At 41.7% G+C, this 15,203-nt stretch carries 14 protein-coding genes; 6 read left to right on the top strand and 8 right to left on the bottom strand.

The features are described 5' to 3' along the window. Nucleotides 1–44 precede the first annotated feature (44 nt). Both PR709_RS09015 and PR709_RS09010 read right to left on the bottom strand, forming a co-directional pair. Nucleotides 45–365: a hypothetical protein gene (locus PR709_RS09015; protein WP_004918736.1), complete on the bottom strand. Its 321-nt coding sequence runs from the start codon at nucleotides 363–365 to the stop codon at nucleotides 45–47. Between the two features lie 160 nt (nucleotides 366–525). Beyond that, a complete protein-coding gene (locus PR709_RS09010; RefSeq protein ID WP_004918734.1) occupies nucleotides 526–1,398 on the bottom strand; it encodes a DMT family transporter in 873 nt (290 codons plus the stop codon). 324 nt (nucleotides 1,399–1,722) lie between these two features. Here PR709_RS09010 and PR709_RS09005 point away from each other — a divergent pair, with 324 nt between their 5' ends. Continuing rightward, a complete protein-coding gene (locus PR709_RS09005) occupies nucleotides 1,723–1,932 on the top strand; it encodes a hypothetical protein (RefSeq protein ID WP_004918732.1) in 210 nt (69 codons plus the stop codon). A 56-nt stretch (nucleotides 1,933–1,988) separates the two neighbouring features. On the opposite strand, the gene PR709_RS09000 is transcribed toward PR709_RS09005, so the two are convergent. Beyond that, entirely contained in the window at nucleotides 1,989–3,461 is a 1,473-nt protein-coding gene (locus PR709_RS09000) for a DASS family sodium-coupled anion symporter (protein ID WP_014658088.1), read from the bottom strand. Between the two features lie 677 nt (nucleotides 3,462–4,138). Here PR709_RS09000 and cutA point away from each other — a divergent pair. Then, the gene (gene cutA, locus PR709_RS08995; RefSeq protein WP_004918729.1) at nucleotides 4,139–4,486 is read left to right on the top strand and encodes a divalent-cation tolerance protein CutA; all 348 of its coding nucleotides are present in this window, start codon (nucleotides 4,139–4,141) and stop codon (nucleotides 4,484–4,486) included. 231 nt (nucleotides 4,487–4,717) lie between these two features. Here the strand turns inward: cutA and betA are convergent, their stop codons facing one another. Genes betA through betI form a run of 3 tightly spaced genes read right to left on the bottom strand, consistent with a single transcriptional unit; the run spans nucleotide 4,718 to nucleotide 8,534 of the window. Beyond that, a complete protein-coding gene (gene betA / locus PR709_RS08990) occupies nucleotides 4,718–6,385 on the bottom strand; it encodes a choline dehydrogenase (protein WP_004918727.1) in 1,668 nt (555 codons plus the stop codon). Nucleotides 6,386–6,424: 39 nt separating this feature from the next. Continuing rightward, complete coding sequence (gene betB, locus PR709_RS08985) at nucleotides 6,425–7,903, bottom strand: betaine-aldehyde dehydrogenase (RefSeq protein ID WP_004918726.1); 1,479 nt, start codon at nucleotides 7,901–7,903, stop codon at nucleotides 6,425–6,427. Nucleotides 7,904–7,937: 34 nt separating this feature from the next. Next, a complete protein-coding gene (gene betI / locus PR709_RS08980; RefSeq protein ID WP_004918724.1) occupies nucleotides 7,938–8,534 on the bottom strand; it encodes a transcriptional regulator BetI in 597 nt (198 codons plus the stop codon). Nucleotides 8,535–8,745: 211 nt separating this feature from the next. Here betI and PR709_RS08975 point away from each other — a divergent pair, with 211 nt between their 5' ends. Together PR709_RS08975 and PR709_RS08970 are read left to right on the top strand one after the other, a co-directional pair. Continuing rightward, nucleotides 8,746–10,788, top strand: a complete 2,043-nt coding sequence (locus PR709_RS08975; protein ID WP_004918722.1) for a choline transporter — start codon at nucleotides 8,746–8,748, stop codon at nucleotides 10,786–10,788. 181 nt (nucleotides 10,789–10,969) lie between these two features. Further along, nucleotides 10,970–11,887 carry a chitinase gene (locus tag PR709_RS08970; protein WP_158002582.1) on the top strand — a complete coding sequence of 306 codons (918 nt, stop codon included), beginning with the start codon at nucleotides 10,970–10,972 and terminating at the stop codon, nucleotides 11,885–11,887. Between the two features lie 32 nt (nucleotides 11,888–11,919). Here the strand turns inward: PR709_RS08970 and PR709_RS08965 are convergent, their stop codons facing one another. After that, nucleotides 11,920–12,276, bottom strand: a complete 357-nt coding sequence (locus PR709_RS08965) for a hypothetical protein (RefSeq protein WP_148493771.1) — start codon at nucleotides 12,274–12,276, stop codon at nucleotides 11,920–11,922. A 206-nt stretch (nucleotides 12,277–12,482) separates the two neighbouring features. Beyond that, nucleotides 12,483–13,268: a DNA-binding transcriptional regulator KdgR gene (gene kdgR / locus PR709_RS08960; protein WP_004918716.1), complete on the bottom strand. Its 786-nt coding sequence runs from the start codon at nucleotides 13,266–13,268 to the stop codon at nucleotides 12,483–12,485. A gap of 239 nt (nucleotides 13,269–13,507) precedes the next feature. Between kdgR and PR709_RS08955 the strand changes: the two genes are divergently transcribed. Next, a complete protein-coding gene (locus tag PR709_RS08955) occupies nucleotides 13,508–14,461 on the top strand; it encodes a sugar kinase (RefSeq protein WP_004918712.1) in 954 nt (317 codons plus the stop codon). A 2-nt stretch (nucleotides 14,462–14,463) separates the two neighbouring features. Next, nucleotides 14,464–15,081 carry a bifunctional 4-hydroxy-2-oxoglutarate aldolase/2-dehydro-3-deoxy-phosphogluconate aldolase gene (locus tag PR709_RS08950; RefSeq protein WP_004918711.1) on the top strand — a complete coding sequence of 206 codons (618 nt, stop codon included), beginning with the start codon at nucleotides 14,464–14,466 and terminating at the stop codon, nucleotides 15,079–15,081. Nucleotides 15,082–15,203 lie beyond the last annotated feature (122 nt).

The following is a 15,203-nucleotide window of genomic DNA, read 5'->3' as shown; positions in this document are numbered from 1 at the left end:
AGTCACAGCGGTAACAAGACACTTACCGCTGTGATATATCTTAATTAACGCTCAGCTTTTGTACACTGATTAACAAATTCAACCATTGATTTTTGAAAATCAGCTTCTGCTGTTGCTGATTTCGCTAATTCACCTTCAATACGTTTATATTCTTTCAAACCGTATTTTTCGATTGTTTTGTCATATGCACAGGCACAAATTGCGCTAATAGCATCTGCGGTTTCACCGGCTGGACTCCCAGACGCTTTCACACAATCACTCACAAAAACTTTTTTAGATTCAGCGATTTCGGCTTTATCGTCCGAGCATGCTGCTAATAATGTCATAATGCCTGCCATACCCAAAATTAATGCGATCTTTTTCATCTTTAGCCTATTATAAATTTAGTTTGCATTACTATTAATCTAAAAAATTTAAATAAGAGAGTCATATTTAGATTAATTACCCATACCTTTCTCATGTAAATAATAATAGCTGCTTTAATTTAAAAAATCTCTATTATAAGGACTATTTTTAGTAAAAGTCTTATTTTGATAATGCACGAAAAGAGCGCCATCGATAATAAAAGAGAGCACTTAAAATAAGAATACAACCTATTATTTGGATCATTGGCATCCGTTCATGATACCAAATGGCAGCAACAAACACGGTCATCACCGGTTCTAAAATCATAATAATGGCAGCGTTCGCGGCAGTGGTATTTTTTTGCCCAATCAACTGCAAAATAAAACGTAAGCTGGTTGCTATCACCACACTGGCAATAAACCACATCAATATCGATGGCGCTAACGTGGTTGGCCACTCCTCTAATAAAAGAGATAACGTCAAACCAACCACGCCCGTACAAGCCAACTGAATAGCCGTTAAAGGTAAAACAGGAACACTACGCGCATAGACGCTGGTATAGCAGAAATAAATGGCTTGAACGATTGCGGCAGCTAAAAACCAAAGTTGACTACTCTTAAACTGAACTTGCCCCTTAAACAGGGTTAAACACGCTAAGCCTAATACTGCAACAGGTAACGCTTGCCAAAAATAACGTGTCGGCCGTATTTTTAAAAGCACCCAACCCACTAACGGCACAAACAGCATGGCTAGGCTCATGATAAACGCGCCCTCACCTAGCGAGTCTGTTGTAGCAACGGCATAAATCCATAAAACGAGGTTGAGGGCCATCCATCCCCCCGTCATCAAAATACTCGGTAGTTGTTGCAAGCGAATATGATGGCGTTTCCCCCAACAAAAAGGGGCTAGAATGATCGCCGCCAATAAGAAACGACTACCTAAAAAAGCAAATATTGGCATGCCTTGTACAGCTTCACGAGAAAAAATCCATCCCCATGCGGCAATAAAAGTGGTCAGCACTAAAAATAGTTCGGCTTTCCTTTGCGACTGCATATTTTATTTTACCTATCAATCACGACATTATTGTCATCATCATACTGTCTATACCATTTATGCCAATCTCTATTTTGCCTCTTGATTAAATAGGGCTTTGAAAACCTCTTCATTTCCTCTTAACACGCCAATGACATTAATAAAATACAGTTATCAATCACTATTCCTTCCTATTGACTGTTTTCTCATCGAATAAATGGGGAAATATGCCATTAAACTGGTCAATTTTTCTGAAATTTTGGGGTGACATAATGCAAATAGATAATTAATCAATGGCTTGATGCAGTGAGCACATTACGCATCAGCTCAAAAAGGTAGGTCGATATGTCAATCACACATAAACATCCATATAACGATTCAGAGAAAATTAGTCAGATAAAAAGCGCTATTAATACACGCAAATATGCTCATCCTGCTGAAATTAGCTTGTTATGGAAAAATGCCATGAACTCATCGTTCAATCTCAGTTGGTCTAAAGTGATGTTAGCGGCGTGTATCTCTACCGCTATTGTATTACTGTTGACATCCTACTAAACAAAAAAATGGCCGGGATCTTCTCCGGCCATTGCGGTTTTTGTTTGAGTAATGAATTACCAGAAACCTAAGACTTTCCACCAAATACTGCCTAAACCAATCCAGATAATAAGGTTGACGACACTCATCACAAATCCGGCTTTCCACCATTCGCCGAGTGTTACGTAGCCTGAACCGAAAATAATGGGGGCAGTTCCTGTGCCGTAATGGGTCAGAGACATCATCAAAGAAGAGGAGAATGCTAAGGTTAAGCCGAGTAACATCGGTGGAGCGCCAAGCGCTAAACCAGCCGCAAAGAAAGCAGCAAACATCGCGGTAATGTGGGCGGTTGTACTCGCAAAGAAGTAGTGTGAGTAGACATAGATAAGCACAAGGATTAATGCTCCCCAAACCCAACTCAATCCCATATTATCGATTGAAGTCCCTACTGAGATGGACATCCATTTAATTAAACCTAGCTTACCTAAGAAACTTGCCATCATCACCAAAGCAGCAAACCAAACAACGGTATCCCAAGCCCCTTTGTTTTTTAATACATCATCCCAATTGATGACGCCCGTGGCTAATAAAATACCCAGTCCAATAAATGCGGCCGTTGTTGCGTTAATCTTATAAGCAGGTCCAAATACGTGTTCGGGTACACCTGCCCACATCACCAGTAATAGCACAAACACGCCAAGCGTAATAACTTCTGGTAATGAAATTGGGCCTAATTGTTGTAAACGCTGTTTTGCAAAATTAGGCGCATCAGGGGTTGACGTAATTTCAGGTTTATACATGAAATAGATAACTAACGGCATCAAAATTAACGACACCAAAGCAGGTGCAAATGCTGCTAGCGCCCACATTGACCAAGTTAATTCATTTGCTCCTCCAGCTTCGCTGACAATCAAACTGACAATTAAAGGGTTTGGCGCCGTCGCGGTAATAAACATCGCTGAAGTAATCGGGTTAATATTATAGTTAACCAAAGAGAGATAACGCCCTATTTTACCGGCAGTACCATCATCGGCCTTAGAGCCAAAACTATCCGCAATGGAGCGCATAATAGGGTGAATGATCCCCCCGCCACGCGCAGTATTACTTGGGGTCACTGGCGCAAGTACTGTTTCTGCAATCGCCAGTGAATAAGCAATACCTAATGTTTTTTTACCAAATAAGGAAATAACATAATAGCCAATCCTCGCGCCTAATCCGGTTTTATTTAGGCTCATTGAAACCATAATAGAAATACCGATTAACCAAATCAGGTCATTTGAGAAACCACTTAACGCATCCGCTATCGCATCCTTTGTGGAGTTTGGATTAGTCACTCCCGTTGCAGCCACTAAAGCAATGGCAATAATGGAAACACCGCCAATAGGAAGGGCTTTACCAATAATTGCGGCGATCGTTCCAACAAAGAGTGCTAATAGATGCCAAGCATCGGGATTAACACCTTCGGGAACAGGGATTAGGAACCAAATAATAAGTGTGATTGCAACTGCTATCAATGTAGGTATAGGTTTTAATGGGGTCAGTTTATTCATATCGGGCATCCATACATGTTTTTAAGATGGAAATAAAAAATTCTTAGCAATATATTTTTTATCATTACAAATATGTTAACTAAATATCTTTGTCAGACATTGATCGTTATCATTGACATAGCTATTTTTACATATAAAAAACGATTTAAATTTAGTAACAAAGAGTAATTAGTAATTACAACAATTTACTAATAGCATTTAACAAGGAACCATCATAATATTAACTTTTATTTTATAAACGACAACGACAATGTATAACATTCATATAAAAAGCACGTTCATTGCCTTAAATAATTAACCATACAAAAAACATTGTTTATTTAATTTAAAATAGACGTTGAAACATCAACAATATACAAAACCCAATGATTTATTTATATTACAATAGGTAAAAATGCAGGCTGAATCGAATTATTCATACAAATAATCTTAATTTTGCTAAATAGCATTAAATAACAAATTCAAAAATTTCGAGTTAAATGCACAAATAACACGCTATTCATCAATACGTACTTAGATGTTTTAATAACCTTATATCTTATTAGATAGTCTAGTAGGAAACTATTTACCACTACATTACAATTATCACTTGATTAAACTTCATACATATTGTGGTTATTTAATCTAATCTTAATCATGGACACTCTGAATTAGATAACTATTCTAAGGAAATATAGATGATAAAGCATGATGTAAATTGTTATAAAGAGCACCAACCTTGCATTATTTTATGTACAACAAACAGCCAAAATAATGCGGTCAAGATTGCTCAACAGTTATTAGATAGACGCTTGGCGGCCTGTGTTTCATTGCTGCCTGAGATAACCTCCATTTATCAATGGAAGAACGAGATCGCACAAGATAAAGAGGTACTGTTACTCATTAAATCTACTAATAAAAACCAAGCTGAATTGTTTTCTGCTATCAAGGAAATCCACCCATACGAAACTCCTGAATTGATTAGCCTCGATTTGGATCAGGTCGACAGTGGATATTTGGCGTGGTTAGTTAAATCAGTCAAATAAGCGTCATCATGGTGTTAAATAGTGAGGTTGTTCTCAATATTCCACTCTCCATGGCGTTACCGATGGATTCGCTAACTGGTCTGCTATGGTAAGTAAAAAATAAATGCTATACAGAAGTTCTCGTTTTCGCTTTATTTGCCCTCTTTATTGAGGGCTTTTTTCGATGGTTTTTTTTGGTCGGTCGAAAAAATGACCCCTTCGCTGGCTGGGGCCATTGATAGATTAATGCAACTATAGCTGGCGAACAGGGGCATCCCCTGCAACATAATAATCAGCCTGACTTGCCGGTAAGGGTTCACGCCCACGGATTTTATCAGCCATCTTTTCGGCGATCATAATTGTCGTTGCATTCAAGTTACCTGTAATAATCAAAGGCATGATTGAAGCGTCAATCACTCTTAGATTTTCAAGGCCATGTACACGACCTGCACCATCAACGACCGCCATTTCATCGTATCCCATCTTACAAGAGCCACAAGGATGGAATGCCGTTTCAGCGCGCTCGCGGACAAAAGCATCAAGCTCGTCGTCTGATTGGACATGCTTACCGGGGCTAATTTCCTCACCTCGGTACGGATCTAATGCTGGTTGAGCCATAATTTCGCGGGTAATGCGAATGGCGGCACGGAACTCTTCCCAATCCTGCTCACTCGACATGTAATTAAACAAAATACTCGGGTGTTGGTAAGGATCCGTTGACTTTATCCTCACACGCCCTCGACTCGGCGAACGCATAGAGCCTACGTGAGCTTGGAAACCATGTACATTTACTGCATTACTGCCGTTGTAATTAATTGCAACAGGCAAAAAGTGGAACTGGATATTTGGCCATGCAAACTTATCACTTGTCCTGATAAATCCGCCCGCCTCAAATTGGTTACTAGCACCGATACCCGTTCCTTTAAACAACCACTCCGCACCGATAGCGGGTTGGTTATACCATTTTAATGCTGGATAGAGCGAAACGGGCTGCTTACACTCATATTGCAAATACATCTCAAGGTGATCTTGCAAATTTTGCCCTACCCCAGGCAACACATGCACCGCGGGGATATTAAACTCTTTGAGCACATCTTCTGGCCCTACACCTGAACGCTGCAATATTTGAGGTGAAGCAATGGCGCCAGCACACAAAAGCACCTCTTTACGGGCTTTGGCATGCACGGCAGTTTTACTGCTCCCTTGGTAGAATTTCACGCCAACCGCTTTTTTCGATTCAAATTCAATAACATCTGTAGTGGCGTGGGTAATAATGGTCAGATTTTTACGTTTTCTAGCCTGATCGAGATAACCTCGAGCCGTACTCGCACGACGCCCTTTTGGTGTTACCGTTCTATCCATTGGACCAAAGCCCTCTTGTTGATAACCATTTAGGTCATCTGTTCTTGGATAGCCAGCCTGAACCCCCGCTTCAACCATGGCATGAAACAAGACGTTATTACCATTTTTAGGCGTAGTCACACTGACAGGACCATCGCCACCATGATAATCATTTGCACCGATATCCCGCGTTTCCGCTTTGCGAAAATAAGGTAAACAATTGAGGTAACTCCAGTCTTCTAAACCTGGAGTTTGCGCCCACCCGTCAAAATCCAATGCGTTACCTCGGATATAACACATACCATTGATCAGCGATGACCCCCCAAGCCCTTTTCCGCGCCCACACTCCATACGGCGGTTGTTCATGTAAGGTTCAGGATCAGTTTCATAGGCCCAATTATAGCGTCGACCTTGTAATGGATATGCTAATGCCGCTGGCATTTGTGTACGAAAATCGAACCTGTAGTCCGGTCCTCCAGCTTCAAGGAGCAGCACAGTAACATCAGAATCTTCTGTCAGGCGGGTAGCAAGAACGTTACCGGCTGAACCAGCACCGATAATAATGTAGTCATAGACCATTGTTATCTCCTCTGTTTCAGTCAAATTAAAAATAAGAAATTAAAATACGGATGCAAACTCCCCAAGTTCGACTTGTATTGATTTGATTTGAGTATAATTTTGTAGTGTGACTAAGCCATTTTCACGGCCAACCCCTGAGTGCTTATAGCCCCCGACAGGCATTTGCGCGGGTGATTCACCCCATGTATTAATCCAACAAATTCCGGCTTCTAATTGATGAATGACACGATGCGCGCGGGATAAATCACAAGTCACGATCCCCGCTGCCAAGCCATATAGCGAGTTATTCGCGCGTTCAATCACCTCATCTTCAGATTGGTAACTGAGAATGCTCATCACAGGGCCAAAAATCTCTTCTTGAGTGATTTGCATATCATCAGAACAGTCGGTAAATACCGTAGGTAATACATACGCGCCTTGAGCAAACTCACCTTCTGTGAGGCGTTCACCTCCACAAAGCAGTTTCGCCCCTTGTTGTTTACCAATTTCGATATAACGCAACACATTTTCCATATGAGCAAAACTCACTAGCGGGCCAAAATTGGTTTCATCATCAATAGGCGAGCCTATTTTGATACGTGCAACACGTTGTTGGATCTTCTCTTCGAATTGCGTTTTTAAATGTTCTGGAACAAAGACCCGCGTACCATTAGTACAAACTTGCCCCGAACTGTAAAAATTAGCCATCATGGCAATATCAGCAGCCTTATCCAGATCTGCATCATCAAAAATAATCAGTGGTGATTTCCCCCCCAACTCCATCGTGACATCTTTTAGAGTTGACCCAGAGGCATTTGCCATCACTTTTTTACCTGTAGGCACGCCACCTGTGAAGGAAATTTTGGCAATGCCCGGATGCTCCGTCAGCCATAGGCCCACATCAGCGCCTCCTCCTGTCACCACATTAAACACACCGGCAGGTAGCCCTGCTTCTGTGTAAATTTCCGCTAATTTGAGTGCGGTCAATGAGGTCACTTCACTTGGCTTAAAGATCATGGCATTACCTGCGGCTAAAGCAGGAGCAGATTTCCAAAGTGCGATTTGGATAGGGTAGTTCCAAGCACCGATACCAGCGACAACACCTAACGGCTCACGGCGCGTATAGGCAAATGAACTATCGCGTAATGGGATCTGTTCGCCTTCTAAAGCGGGGATCAAACCGGCGTAGTATTCGAGAACATCCGCCCCCGTCACAATATCCACATAACGCGTCTCTGAAAGTGGCTTGCCAGTATCTAATGTTTCTAACTGAGCCAACTCGTCATTACGTTCACGTAAAATATCAACTGCTCGACGTAAGATGCGTGAACGCTCTATTGCCGTCATTGATGCCCATATCTTTTGCCCTTGTTTGGCACTTTCCACCGCCCAATCGATGTCTTCATGTGTCGCCGATTGTAAACGAGCGATCACTTCACCGTTCGCTGGGTTAATTGCATCAAACTGCCCACATTCCGGTTGTGAGCTATCTACATAACCACCATGAATATAAAGTTTATGTAATTGTGGTTCGTGCATAATATCTCCCTCCTATTAAAACGTTTCTTTTGGTTTAGCTATCCCGCGACCGACTGAGCTGCATATCGATATACTCATTCGTGATGGTCAACGCATCCTGTAATGGAAAAGCTTCATTACTCAATGCACTACGTAACCATAACCCATCAATTAACGCCGCCAGCCCTTTTGCGGCCATACGCGCGGCGTGCTTATCGAGTACTCGAGCAAACTCATACGTTAGGTTGGAATACAATCGCCTATCATTCACTTGCTGCAACCGATTTAAATTCGGTTGATGCATGCTACTTGCCCAAAAGGCTAACCATGTTTTCATCGCCGCCTCACTGATTTGCGAAGAATCAAAGTTACCTTCAACGATGGCTTGAATGCGCTGTTTAGGTTGGGCATGACTCAGCATTCTTAAACGCATTGCCACGGCGATCCCAAGTTGGTACTGAATATGACGCATGGTGGCTTCTAACAGACCATTTTTATCGCGGAAGTAATGGCTGATGATCCCTGTTGATACACCCGCCTTTCGAGCAATTAACGCGATACTGGCCTCTTGCATGCCCACTTCATTAATCACTTCAAGTGTGGCTTGAATTAACTGCTGCTTACGTATCGATTGCATTCCTATTTTCGGCATAACCTCTAGACCCAAAAAAATACAGTGAACCCTGTTATTAAACTTTTTTTTAATTGAACATTCAATCAATATTAACTATATTTTATCACAATTGTTTTACAAAATTAGGAGAAAGATAGATGTAAAAAAACAACTCTTTGCAATTAATTCAATTAATTAGCAAAGAATGTAACTTTTAACTTTTGAATAAATAAAATTGTGGAAACTGCCGATGACAACTCAAAATAGTCCAAAAAATCAGCAGAAAGACAAATTAAACTCTGTGGTTTTTTTCACTTCTGCTGGTCTAATACTAGCATTTTCATTTTTCACCATACTCATGACAGAAACCGCCAACCAATGGATCGTCGCAACTCTCGGATGGGTATCAAAAACGTTTGGTTGGTACTACTTGTTAGCCGCAACGCTGTATATTGTCTTTGTGATATTTGTGGCGACATCACGCTTTGGTAATATCAAATTAGGGCCGGAGCAATCAAAACCTGAATTTAGCGTATTAAGTTGGTCTGCCATGCTGTTTGCGGCAGGGATCGGTATCGACCTAATGTTTTTCTCTGTTGCCGAGCCTGTCACGCAATATATGCTGCCACCCACTGGCGAAGGGGAAACATTAGAAGCAGCTCGTCAGTCGATGGTGTGGACTCTCTTCCACTATGGCCTGACGGGCTGGTCTATGTATGCGCTGATGGGGATTGCGCTCGGTTACTTTAGTTACCGATATAATTTGCCTTTAACCATTCGCTCTGCCCTTTACCCTATTTTTGGTAAACGTATCTATGGGCCAATCGGCCATACTGTCGATGTTGCCGCCGTTATTGGTACAATTTTTGGTATTGCGACCACATTAGGTATCGGTGTGGTACAGCTTAACTATGGTTTAAAAGTCCTGTTTGATCTCCCCCAAGGGCTTGGCGTACAAGGTGGCCTGATTTTACTTTCGGTCATTATGGCCGTTATTTCCGCCACATCTGGGGTTAATAAAGGGATCCGTATCTTATCCGAACTGAATGTTTTGCTCGCATTAGGGTTGATTTTATTCATTTTGTTTGTTGGTGATACGGAATTTTTACTCAATGCGTTAGTGCTTAACGTGGGTGATTACATTAATCGCTTTATGGGAATGACGCTTAACAGCTTTGCTTTTGATAGACCAACAGATTGGATGAATAGCTGGACGCTATTTTTCTGGGCTTGGTGGGTTGCATGGTCGCCGTTTGTGGGCTTATTCCTCGCACGAATTTCCCGTGGACGGACAATTCGCCAGTTTGTCATTGGCACGCTGATTATCCCTTTCGTGTTCACCCTACTTTGGTTATCTATTTTTGGTAACAGCGCCTTATACGAAATCATTCATGGCAACAAAGAATTGGCAGAAACGGTGCTTGCCGCCCCTGAAAAAGGCTTTTACTCCTTACTAGAGCTCTATCCCGGGTTTGGTTTGACCGCATCGGTGGCAACGATCACTGGCCTACTATTTTATGTGACCTCTGCGGATTCTGGCTCACTCGTACTCGGGAATTTCACCTCAAACCTAAGCGATATCAATAATGATGCGCCTAACTGGTTACGTATTTTCTGGTCAGTGGCGATTGGTTTATTAACCCTAGGTATGTTGATGACCGATGGGGTTGCCGCACTACAAAATACGACCGTGATCATGGGGTTACCTTTTAGTTTTGTGATCTTTTTTATCATGGCGGGGCTGTATAAATCGCTAAAAGTCGAAGATTTCAGGCGCGTCAGTTCACTCACCACCAATGCACCAGCGCCTTTATATGGCAATGGTAAGTTAAATTGGAAACAGCGGTTGGGCCGTGTGATGAACTTCCCCGGTACCACTTACACTCAACGTATGTTGGATCTAGTGTGTACGCCTGCCATGCAAGAAGTGGCAAAAGAGCTATCACTACGCGGCGCTAATGTGGAATTTAATATTCTGCCCCCTGCCGAAGATGAGCGTTTAAATCACCTAGAGCTCGTGGTTGATTTAGGGGAAGAACAGAACTTTATCTATCAAATTTGGCCGCAACGTTACTCTGTTCCTGCCTTTACCTACCGCGCACGTTCAGGTAAATCCCATTACTATCGCCTAGAAACTTTCCTTTGGGAGGGAACACAAAGCAATGATTTAATGGATTACACCAAAGAACAGGTGATCAGTGATATTTTAGATCAATATGAAAAACATCTTAATTTCATTCACTTAAGCAGAGAAGCGCCAGGGGCAACATTAACCTTTCCTGAAACTAATTAATCGTTTTACTGCAAAGGGGCCATTAGGCCCCTTTTTAAGCTGCAACAATACACGTGTTTTTGAAATAAATTTCATGACAAGTGATTAATCTGTTCATCATTTGACCAATAAATATGGCGTATTTTGTTCATTAATGGCGCGATGCCAGATGGCTAAAATTCCCCCTATTCAAGGAGAAATGATGATGAACAAGACACTATTTGCCCCTTATTTGGATGTGACCGTTGATGCGATTTGGAATGACCCGCTTTCTCCTAACGGCAAACCAAACCCTAAATATAGCCAAGCTGCAATTAGTCACAGCGTTGATGGTGTTTACTTGGCTTTTTTAACCGCTGATCCTAATAATAATGCCGCATGGGGAGCATATTCGAGTATGCCTATCGCTTGGGCTAAGCCATTTTGTGATGCGTTAATTGAAGCCAATATCAAAGTGATTGTGTCATTCGGAGGTGCAGCTAACTATGATGTCTCTGCAAGGCAGACTGTTGACCAATTGATTGCAACTTACCAAGAAGTCATTGATATACTTGGTGCCTCACAACTGGATTTTGATTTTGAAAATGATTTATACGATGCCGATAAAACCTTTACCGCACTATCAACCATCGTGAAAAATAACCCTGATATCACCTTGAGCCTAACGTTACCTGTTATGCCGTATGGCCTTGTCGAAAAAGGGTTAGCGCTAGTACAAAAATCGGTTAACGCAGGTTTAAAAATGAAAGTGAATGGTATGGCGATGGATTATGGTCAAGGAACGGATAAAAATATGGGGCAGGCCGCCGTAGATGTGGCAACCAGTCTAAAAAACCAATTAAAAACCTACTACCCTACACTGACAGATGCTGAGCTGTATGATTTAGTACAAGTCACACCGATGATTGGCCTTAATGATGATAGGTCTATGTTTAATTTTAACGATATCAATACATTAAGTAATTTTGCAAAAACTAATGGTGTGAACTTAATTTCAATGTGGAGCTTAACCCGCGATAGGGTCGGCGTCGGCGAGTCCGCATCAGCCTCTTATTCAGGTAACCCCGAGCAAACCAAAGATTTTGAATACACGGAACGCTTCACTAACGCACTGAAATAACGGCCCAAGGTGAGGCGATACATTGCCTCACCTTATTTTCCTGCTTGTTCAATCATGTGCTTCAATTGTTGCGGATCATGCAACCATGCTGGCTCACTAGTGCATCCCATCGTGGTGAAAGAGCGATGACAGACATTATTATCCCAACTATCCCACGCATCATTTTGTTGTTTTTGAGCAAGTAAATCTTCATAGCTGCGCTCCTCTTCAGCGACTTTCTTGTTTGGATCAAACATGAAGCGTTGCTGCTGCTTGATAGCATCAATACCTTGATAATCTTCATCATACACACGGTCAGCAGGCGCTTTTTCTGTGAAGGTATAATCCGCTGCTATGGCTTGAGGAGACATAATAAATAGGCTAAATATCAATAAATTTTTAAGCATCATCATATTTTCATTACAAAATAATGCCAAAATTATAAATATGACAAATGAGATGGCGAGTTTTATCAGTAAAAACTCGCGTGATTGGTCTTTTTATCCGCAAATAAGTGATAGTTTAACCAATCATCAAACGATTGATTTAATTAAACTTTAATATCAAATAGTCAATCATATAAAGCTCAATGAAAAATAACTGGTTTAAACCCTGACTATGACGGATAAGCGTGGTATCCCATTTTTTCTGAAATCTGACGTCCGGCAGCCTTTAGCAAACGGATATAATATTCCAACTGCTGTTCATCAAAACGAATTGTAGGAAAGGAGATTGATAGTCCTGCTATCACATGCCCTAAGCGGTCATAAATAGGTACGGCAATGCAACGTAACCCTAACTCTTGCTCTTCCCTATCCTCTGCATAATGTTGCTCTCGCACCACCGCTAATTCAGCCATTAACGCCTCAATACTCAATAGTGTTGTATCGGTTTTTTTGACGAATTCAATCTGCGCTAAAATACCTGTTACTGTTGCTTCATCCTGCCATGCTAAAAGCACCTTACCGATCGCAGTACAATACAATGGATTACGCCGTCCAACCCGTGAGTACATGCGCAAGTTGTAGCTAGAATCAATTTTATGAATATAAATAATCGCATTATCATCAAAAGCACCAAGGTGCAGCGCTTCATGGGTTAACTGTCCAATATGGCGCATCTCCTTATCAGCAATTTCAATTAAATCAACATACTCTAGAGATTTAGCACCCAACTCGAATAGTTTAAGCGTCAATGAATATTTATCCGCTTCCCCTTCCTGTGCCACATAACCTAATTGTTTCATGGTTTGCAAGAAACGATAGGTAGTCGCTTTTGACATCAGCAGTCGTTGTGAAAGCTCAGACACACCAATCTCTTTTTGTTCTCCTAATACATTGAGAATACTGAATACTTTTACTACTGACGAAACGGCATCCGTTTGCGTGACCTTATCCACCATTCACCTTCCTATTTATTCAAATCAATATGATAGCCATATCAGATGGTTTGATGTGCTGACTTTATGTTTACTCAACAGCATAAAGATCACTTTCATGAAAAACAAGAACGGTGATTTGATATTTTTAAAACGGCGTTTCATTTTTATTTGAACTTGTCTAAAAAATAGGTTTTAATGCTGTTAGCTAATGAGGTTTGACTCAATTCGGTTATAAAAAATAAAAACGATAGGTGGTAAAAATGGCTACAGCTTTGCAAGTTGCCGTGATTGGCGAATGTATGGTTGAGTTACAAAAATCAGGGGAATTATTTAAGCAGACTTTTGGCGGAGACACCCTAAATAGTGCACTCTACCTTGCACGTTTAACCCACAAACAAGGTGTTGTCACTCGCTATTTAACGGGGCTTGGTCAAGACCCCTTTAGCCAACAAATGCGAGAAAGTTGGCAAGCCGAAGGGATCAATACCGACCATGTCGTGATCGCCGAAAAACACCTTCCCGGTATGTATTTAATTGAAACATCAGAGGATGGCGAGCGCCGTTTTTTTTATTGGCGTGATAACTCAGCGGCCAAATTTTGGTTGAATGAGCAAACCGCCGAGCGAACTCAACAATTACTCAATCAACAGCAATATATCTATCTAAGTGGGATTAGCTTAGCCATTTTACCTGAACCCGCTCGCCAATTACTGTTTACACTGTTAGCAACGGCTCGCCAATCAGGTGCTAAGGTCATTTTTGACAATAATTATCGCCCTGCATTATGGCCTTCTGTCGAGGCGGCACAGCAAGCCTACCAACAAATGTTATCACTGACTGATATTGCATTTTTAACTTTTGATGATGAGCAACTGCTGTATGGTGATCAGCAAGAAAGCCAATCCATTGCACGTGCACAGCAGCAGGGTGTTGAAGAGATCGTTATTAAACGCGGAGCAAAACCCTGCTATATCATCATTCACGATCAACAATTCGAAGTGGCTGCGAATAAAGTGACTCACGTCATTGATACCACCGCCGCTGGCGATTCTTTCAGTGCAGGCTATCTTGCCTGTCGAATTCTAGGTGGCTCTCCTGAAGAAGCGGCTCGCACAGGCCATTTACTTGCAGGAACCGTGATCCAACACCGAGGCGCCATTATTCCGCGTGAAGCGATGCCTATCATAGAGCTAAACAATATCAAAGGGATCTAAACATGAATCAATTAATCGAAAAACTAAAAAAAATCAGTGTGGTGCCAGTGATCACAATCAACAAGGCGGAACATGGCGCGCCTCTCGCACAAGCGCTAATGGAAAATGGTCTACCTTGTGCTGAGGTCACCTTTCGTACTCCCGCCGCAGTACAAGCGATTAAAAATATGCGAGCAGCACACCCCGAAATCCTTATTGGGGCGGGCACGGTATTGACCACGCAACAGGTTGATCAAGCCATTGACGCTGGCGTGGATTTTATCGTAAGTCCAGGTTTTAACCCTAAAATCGTCGCTTATTGCCAACAAAAAAATGTCATTATTATCCCTGGGCTCAATAACCCAAGCTTAGTTGAGCAGGCATTAGAATTTAATTTAACTACAGTGAAGTTTTTCCCAGCAGAAGCTTCTGGTGGCGTAGCGATGCTAAAAGCAATGAGCGCGGTTTATCCTGTTAACTTTATGCCAACGGGTGGGATCAACCCCAAAAATATCAAAGAATATAAAGCACTACCATCTGTATTAGTTTGTGGTGGCTCGTGGATGGTACCTAATGAGCTGATCGATAATGAAAATTGGCAAGCTTTAGGCCAATTAATTGCTGACGCTGCGAGCCTTTAACCAACGCCTCTGGCGCTCTTTACACTATCTTAAGTCAAGAGCGCCAACTTATAGAAGCGTAGCGATAATACGCAATAAATTACAGTCACATTATTGATACTCTCATCCTTTAGCTAGCCACT

It is taken from the genome of Providencia sp. PROV267 (assembly GCF_028477825.1).
GTDB classification, from domain to species: Bacteria; Pseudomonadota; Gammaproteobacteria; order Enterobacterales; family Enterobacteriaceae; genus Providencia; species Providencia stuartii.
The sequence above is the reverse complement of the archived record's forward strand: the minus strand, read 5'-3'. Positions and strand labels throughout refer to the sequence as shown.

Bases quoted from the DNA above. Each gene is read 5' to 3' on its own strand.
- PR709_RS09010 (WP_004918734.1), bottom strand. From the start codon at position 1,398: ATGCAGTCGCAAAGGAAAGCCGAACTATTTTTAGTGCTGACCACTTTT.
- betB (WP_004918726.1), bottom strand. From the start codon at position 7,903: ATGCACGAACCACAATTACATAAACTTTATATTCATGGTGGTTATGTA.
- cutA (WP_004918729.1), top strand. From the start codon at position 4,139: ATGATAAAGCATGATGTAAATTGTTATAAAGAGCACCAACCTTGCATT.
- PR709_RS09005 (WP_004918732.1), top strand. From the start codon at position 1,723: ATGTCAATCACACATAAACATCCATATAACGATTCAGAGAAAATTAGT.
- PR709_RS08955 (WP_004918712.1), top strand. From the start codon at position 13,508: ATGGCTACAGCTTTGCAAGTTGCCGTGATTGGCGAATGTATGGTTGAG.
- PR709_RS08950 (WP_004918711.1), top strand. From the start codon at position 14,464: ATGAATCAATTAATCGAAAAACTAAAAAAAATCAGTGTGGTGCCAGTG.
- kdgR (WP_004918716.1), bottom strand. From the start codon at position 13,268: ATGGTGGATAAGGTCACGCAAACGGATGCCGTTTCGTCAGTAGTAAAA.
- PR709_RS08970 (WP_158002582.1), top strand. From the start codon at position 10,970: ATGATGAACAAGACACTATTTGCCCCTTATTTGGATGTGACCGTTGAT.
- betI (WP_004918724.1), bottom strand. From the start codon at position 8,534: ATGCCGAAAATAGGAATGCAATCGATACGTAAGCAGCAGTTAATTCAA.
- PR709_RS08975 (WP_004918722.1), top strand. From the start codon at position 8,746: ATGACAACTCAAAATAGTCCAAAAAATCAGCAGAAAGACAAATTAAAC.
- PR709_RS08965 (WP_148493771.1), bottom strand. From the start codon at position 12,276: ATGATGCTTAAAAATTTATTGATATTTAGCCTATTTATTATGTCTCCT.
- betA (WP_004918727.1), bottom strand. From the start codon at position 6,385: ATGGTCTATGACTACATTATTATCGGTGCTGGTTCAGCCGGTAACGTT.
- PR709_RS09000 (WP_014658088.1), bottom strand. From the start codon at position 3,461: ATGAATAAACTGACCCCATTAAAACCTATACCTACATTGATAGCAGTT.
- PR709_RS09015 (WP_004918736.1), bottom strand. From the start codon at position 365: ATGAAAAAGATCGCATTAATTTTGGGTATGGCAGGCATTATGACATTA.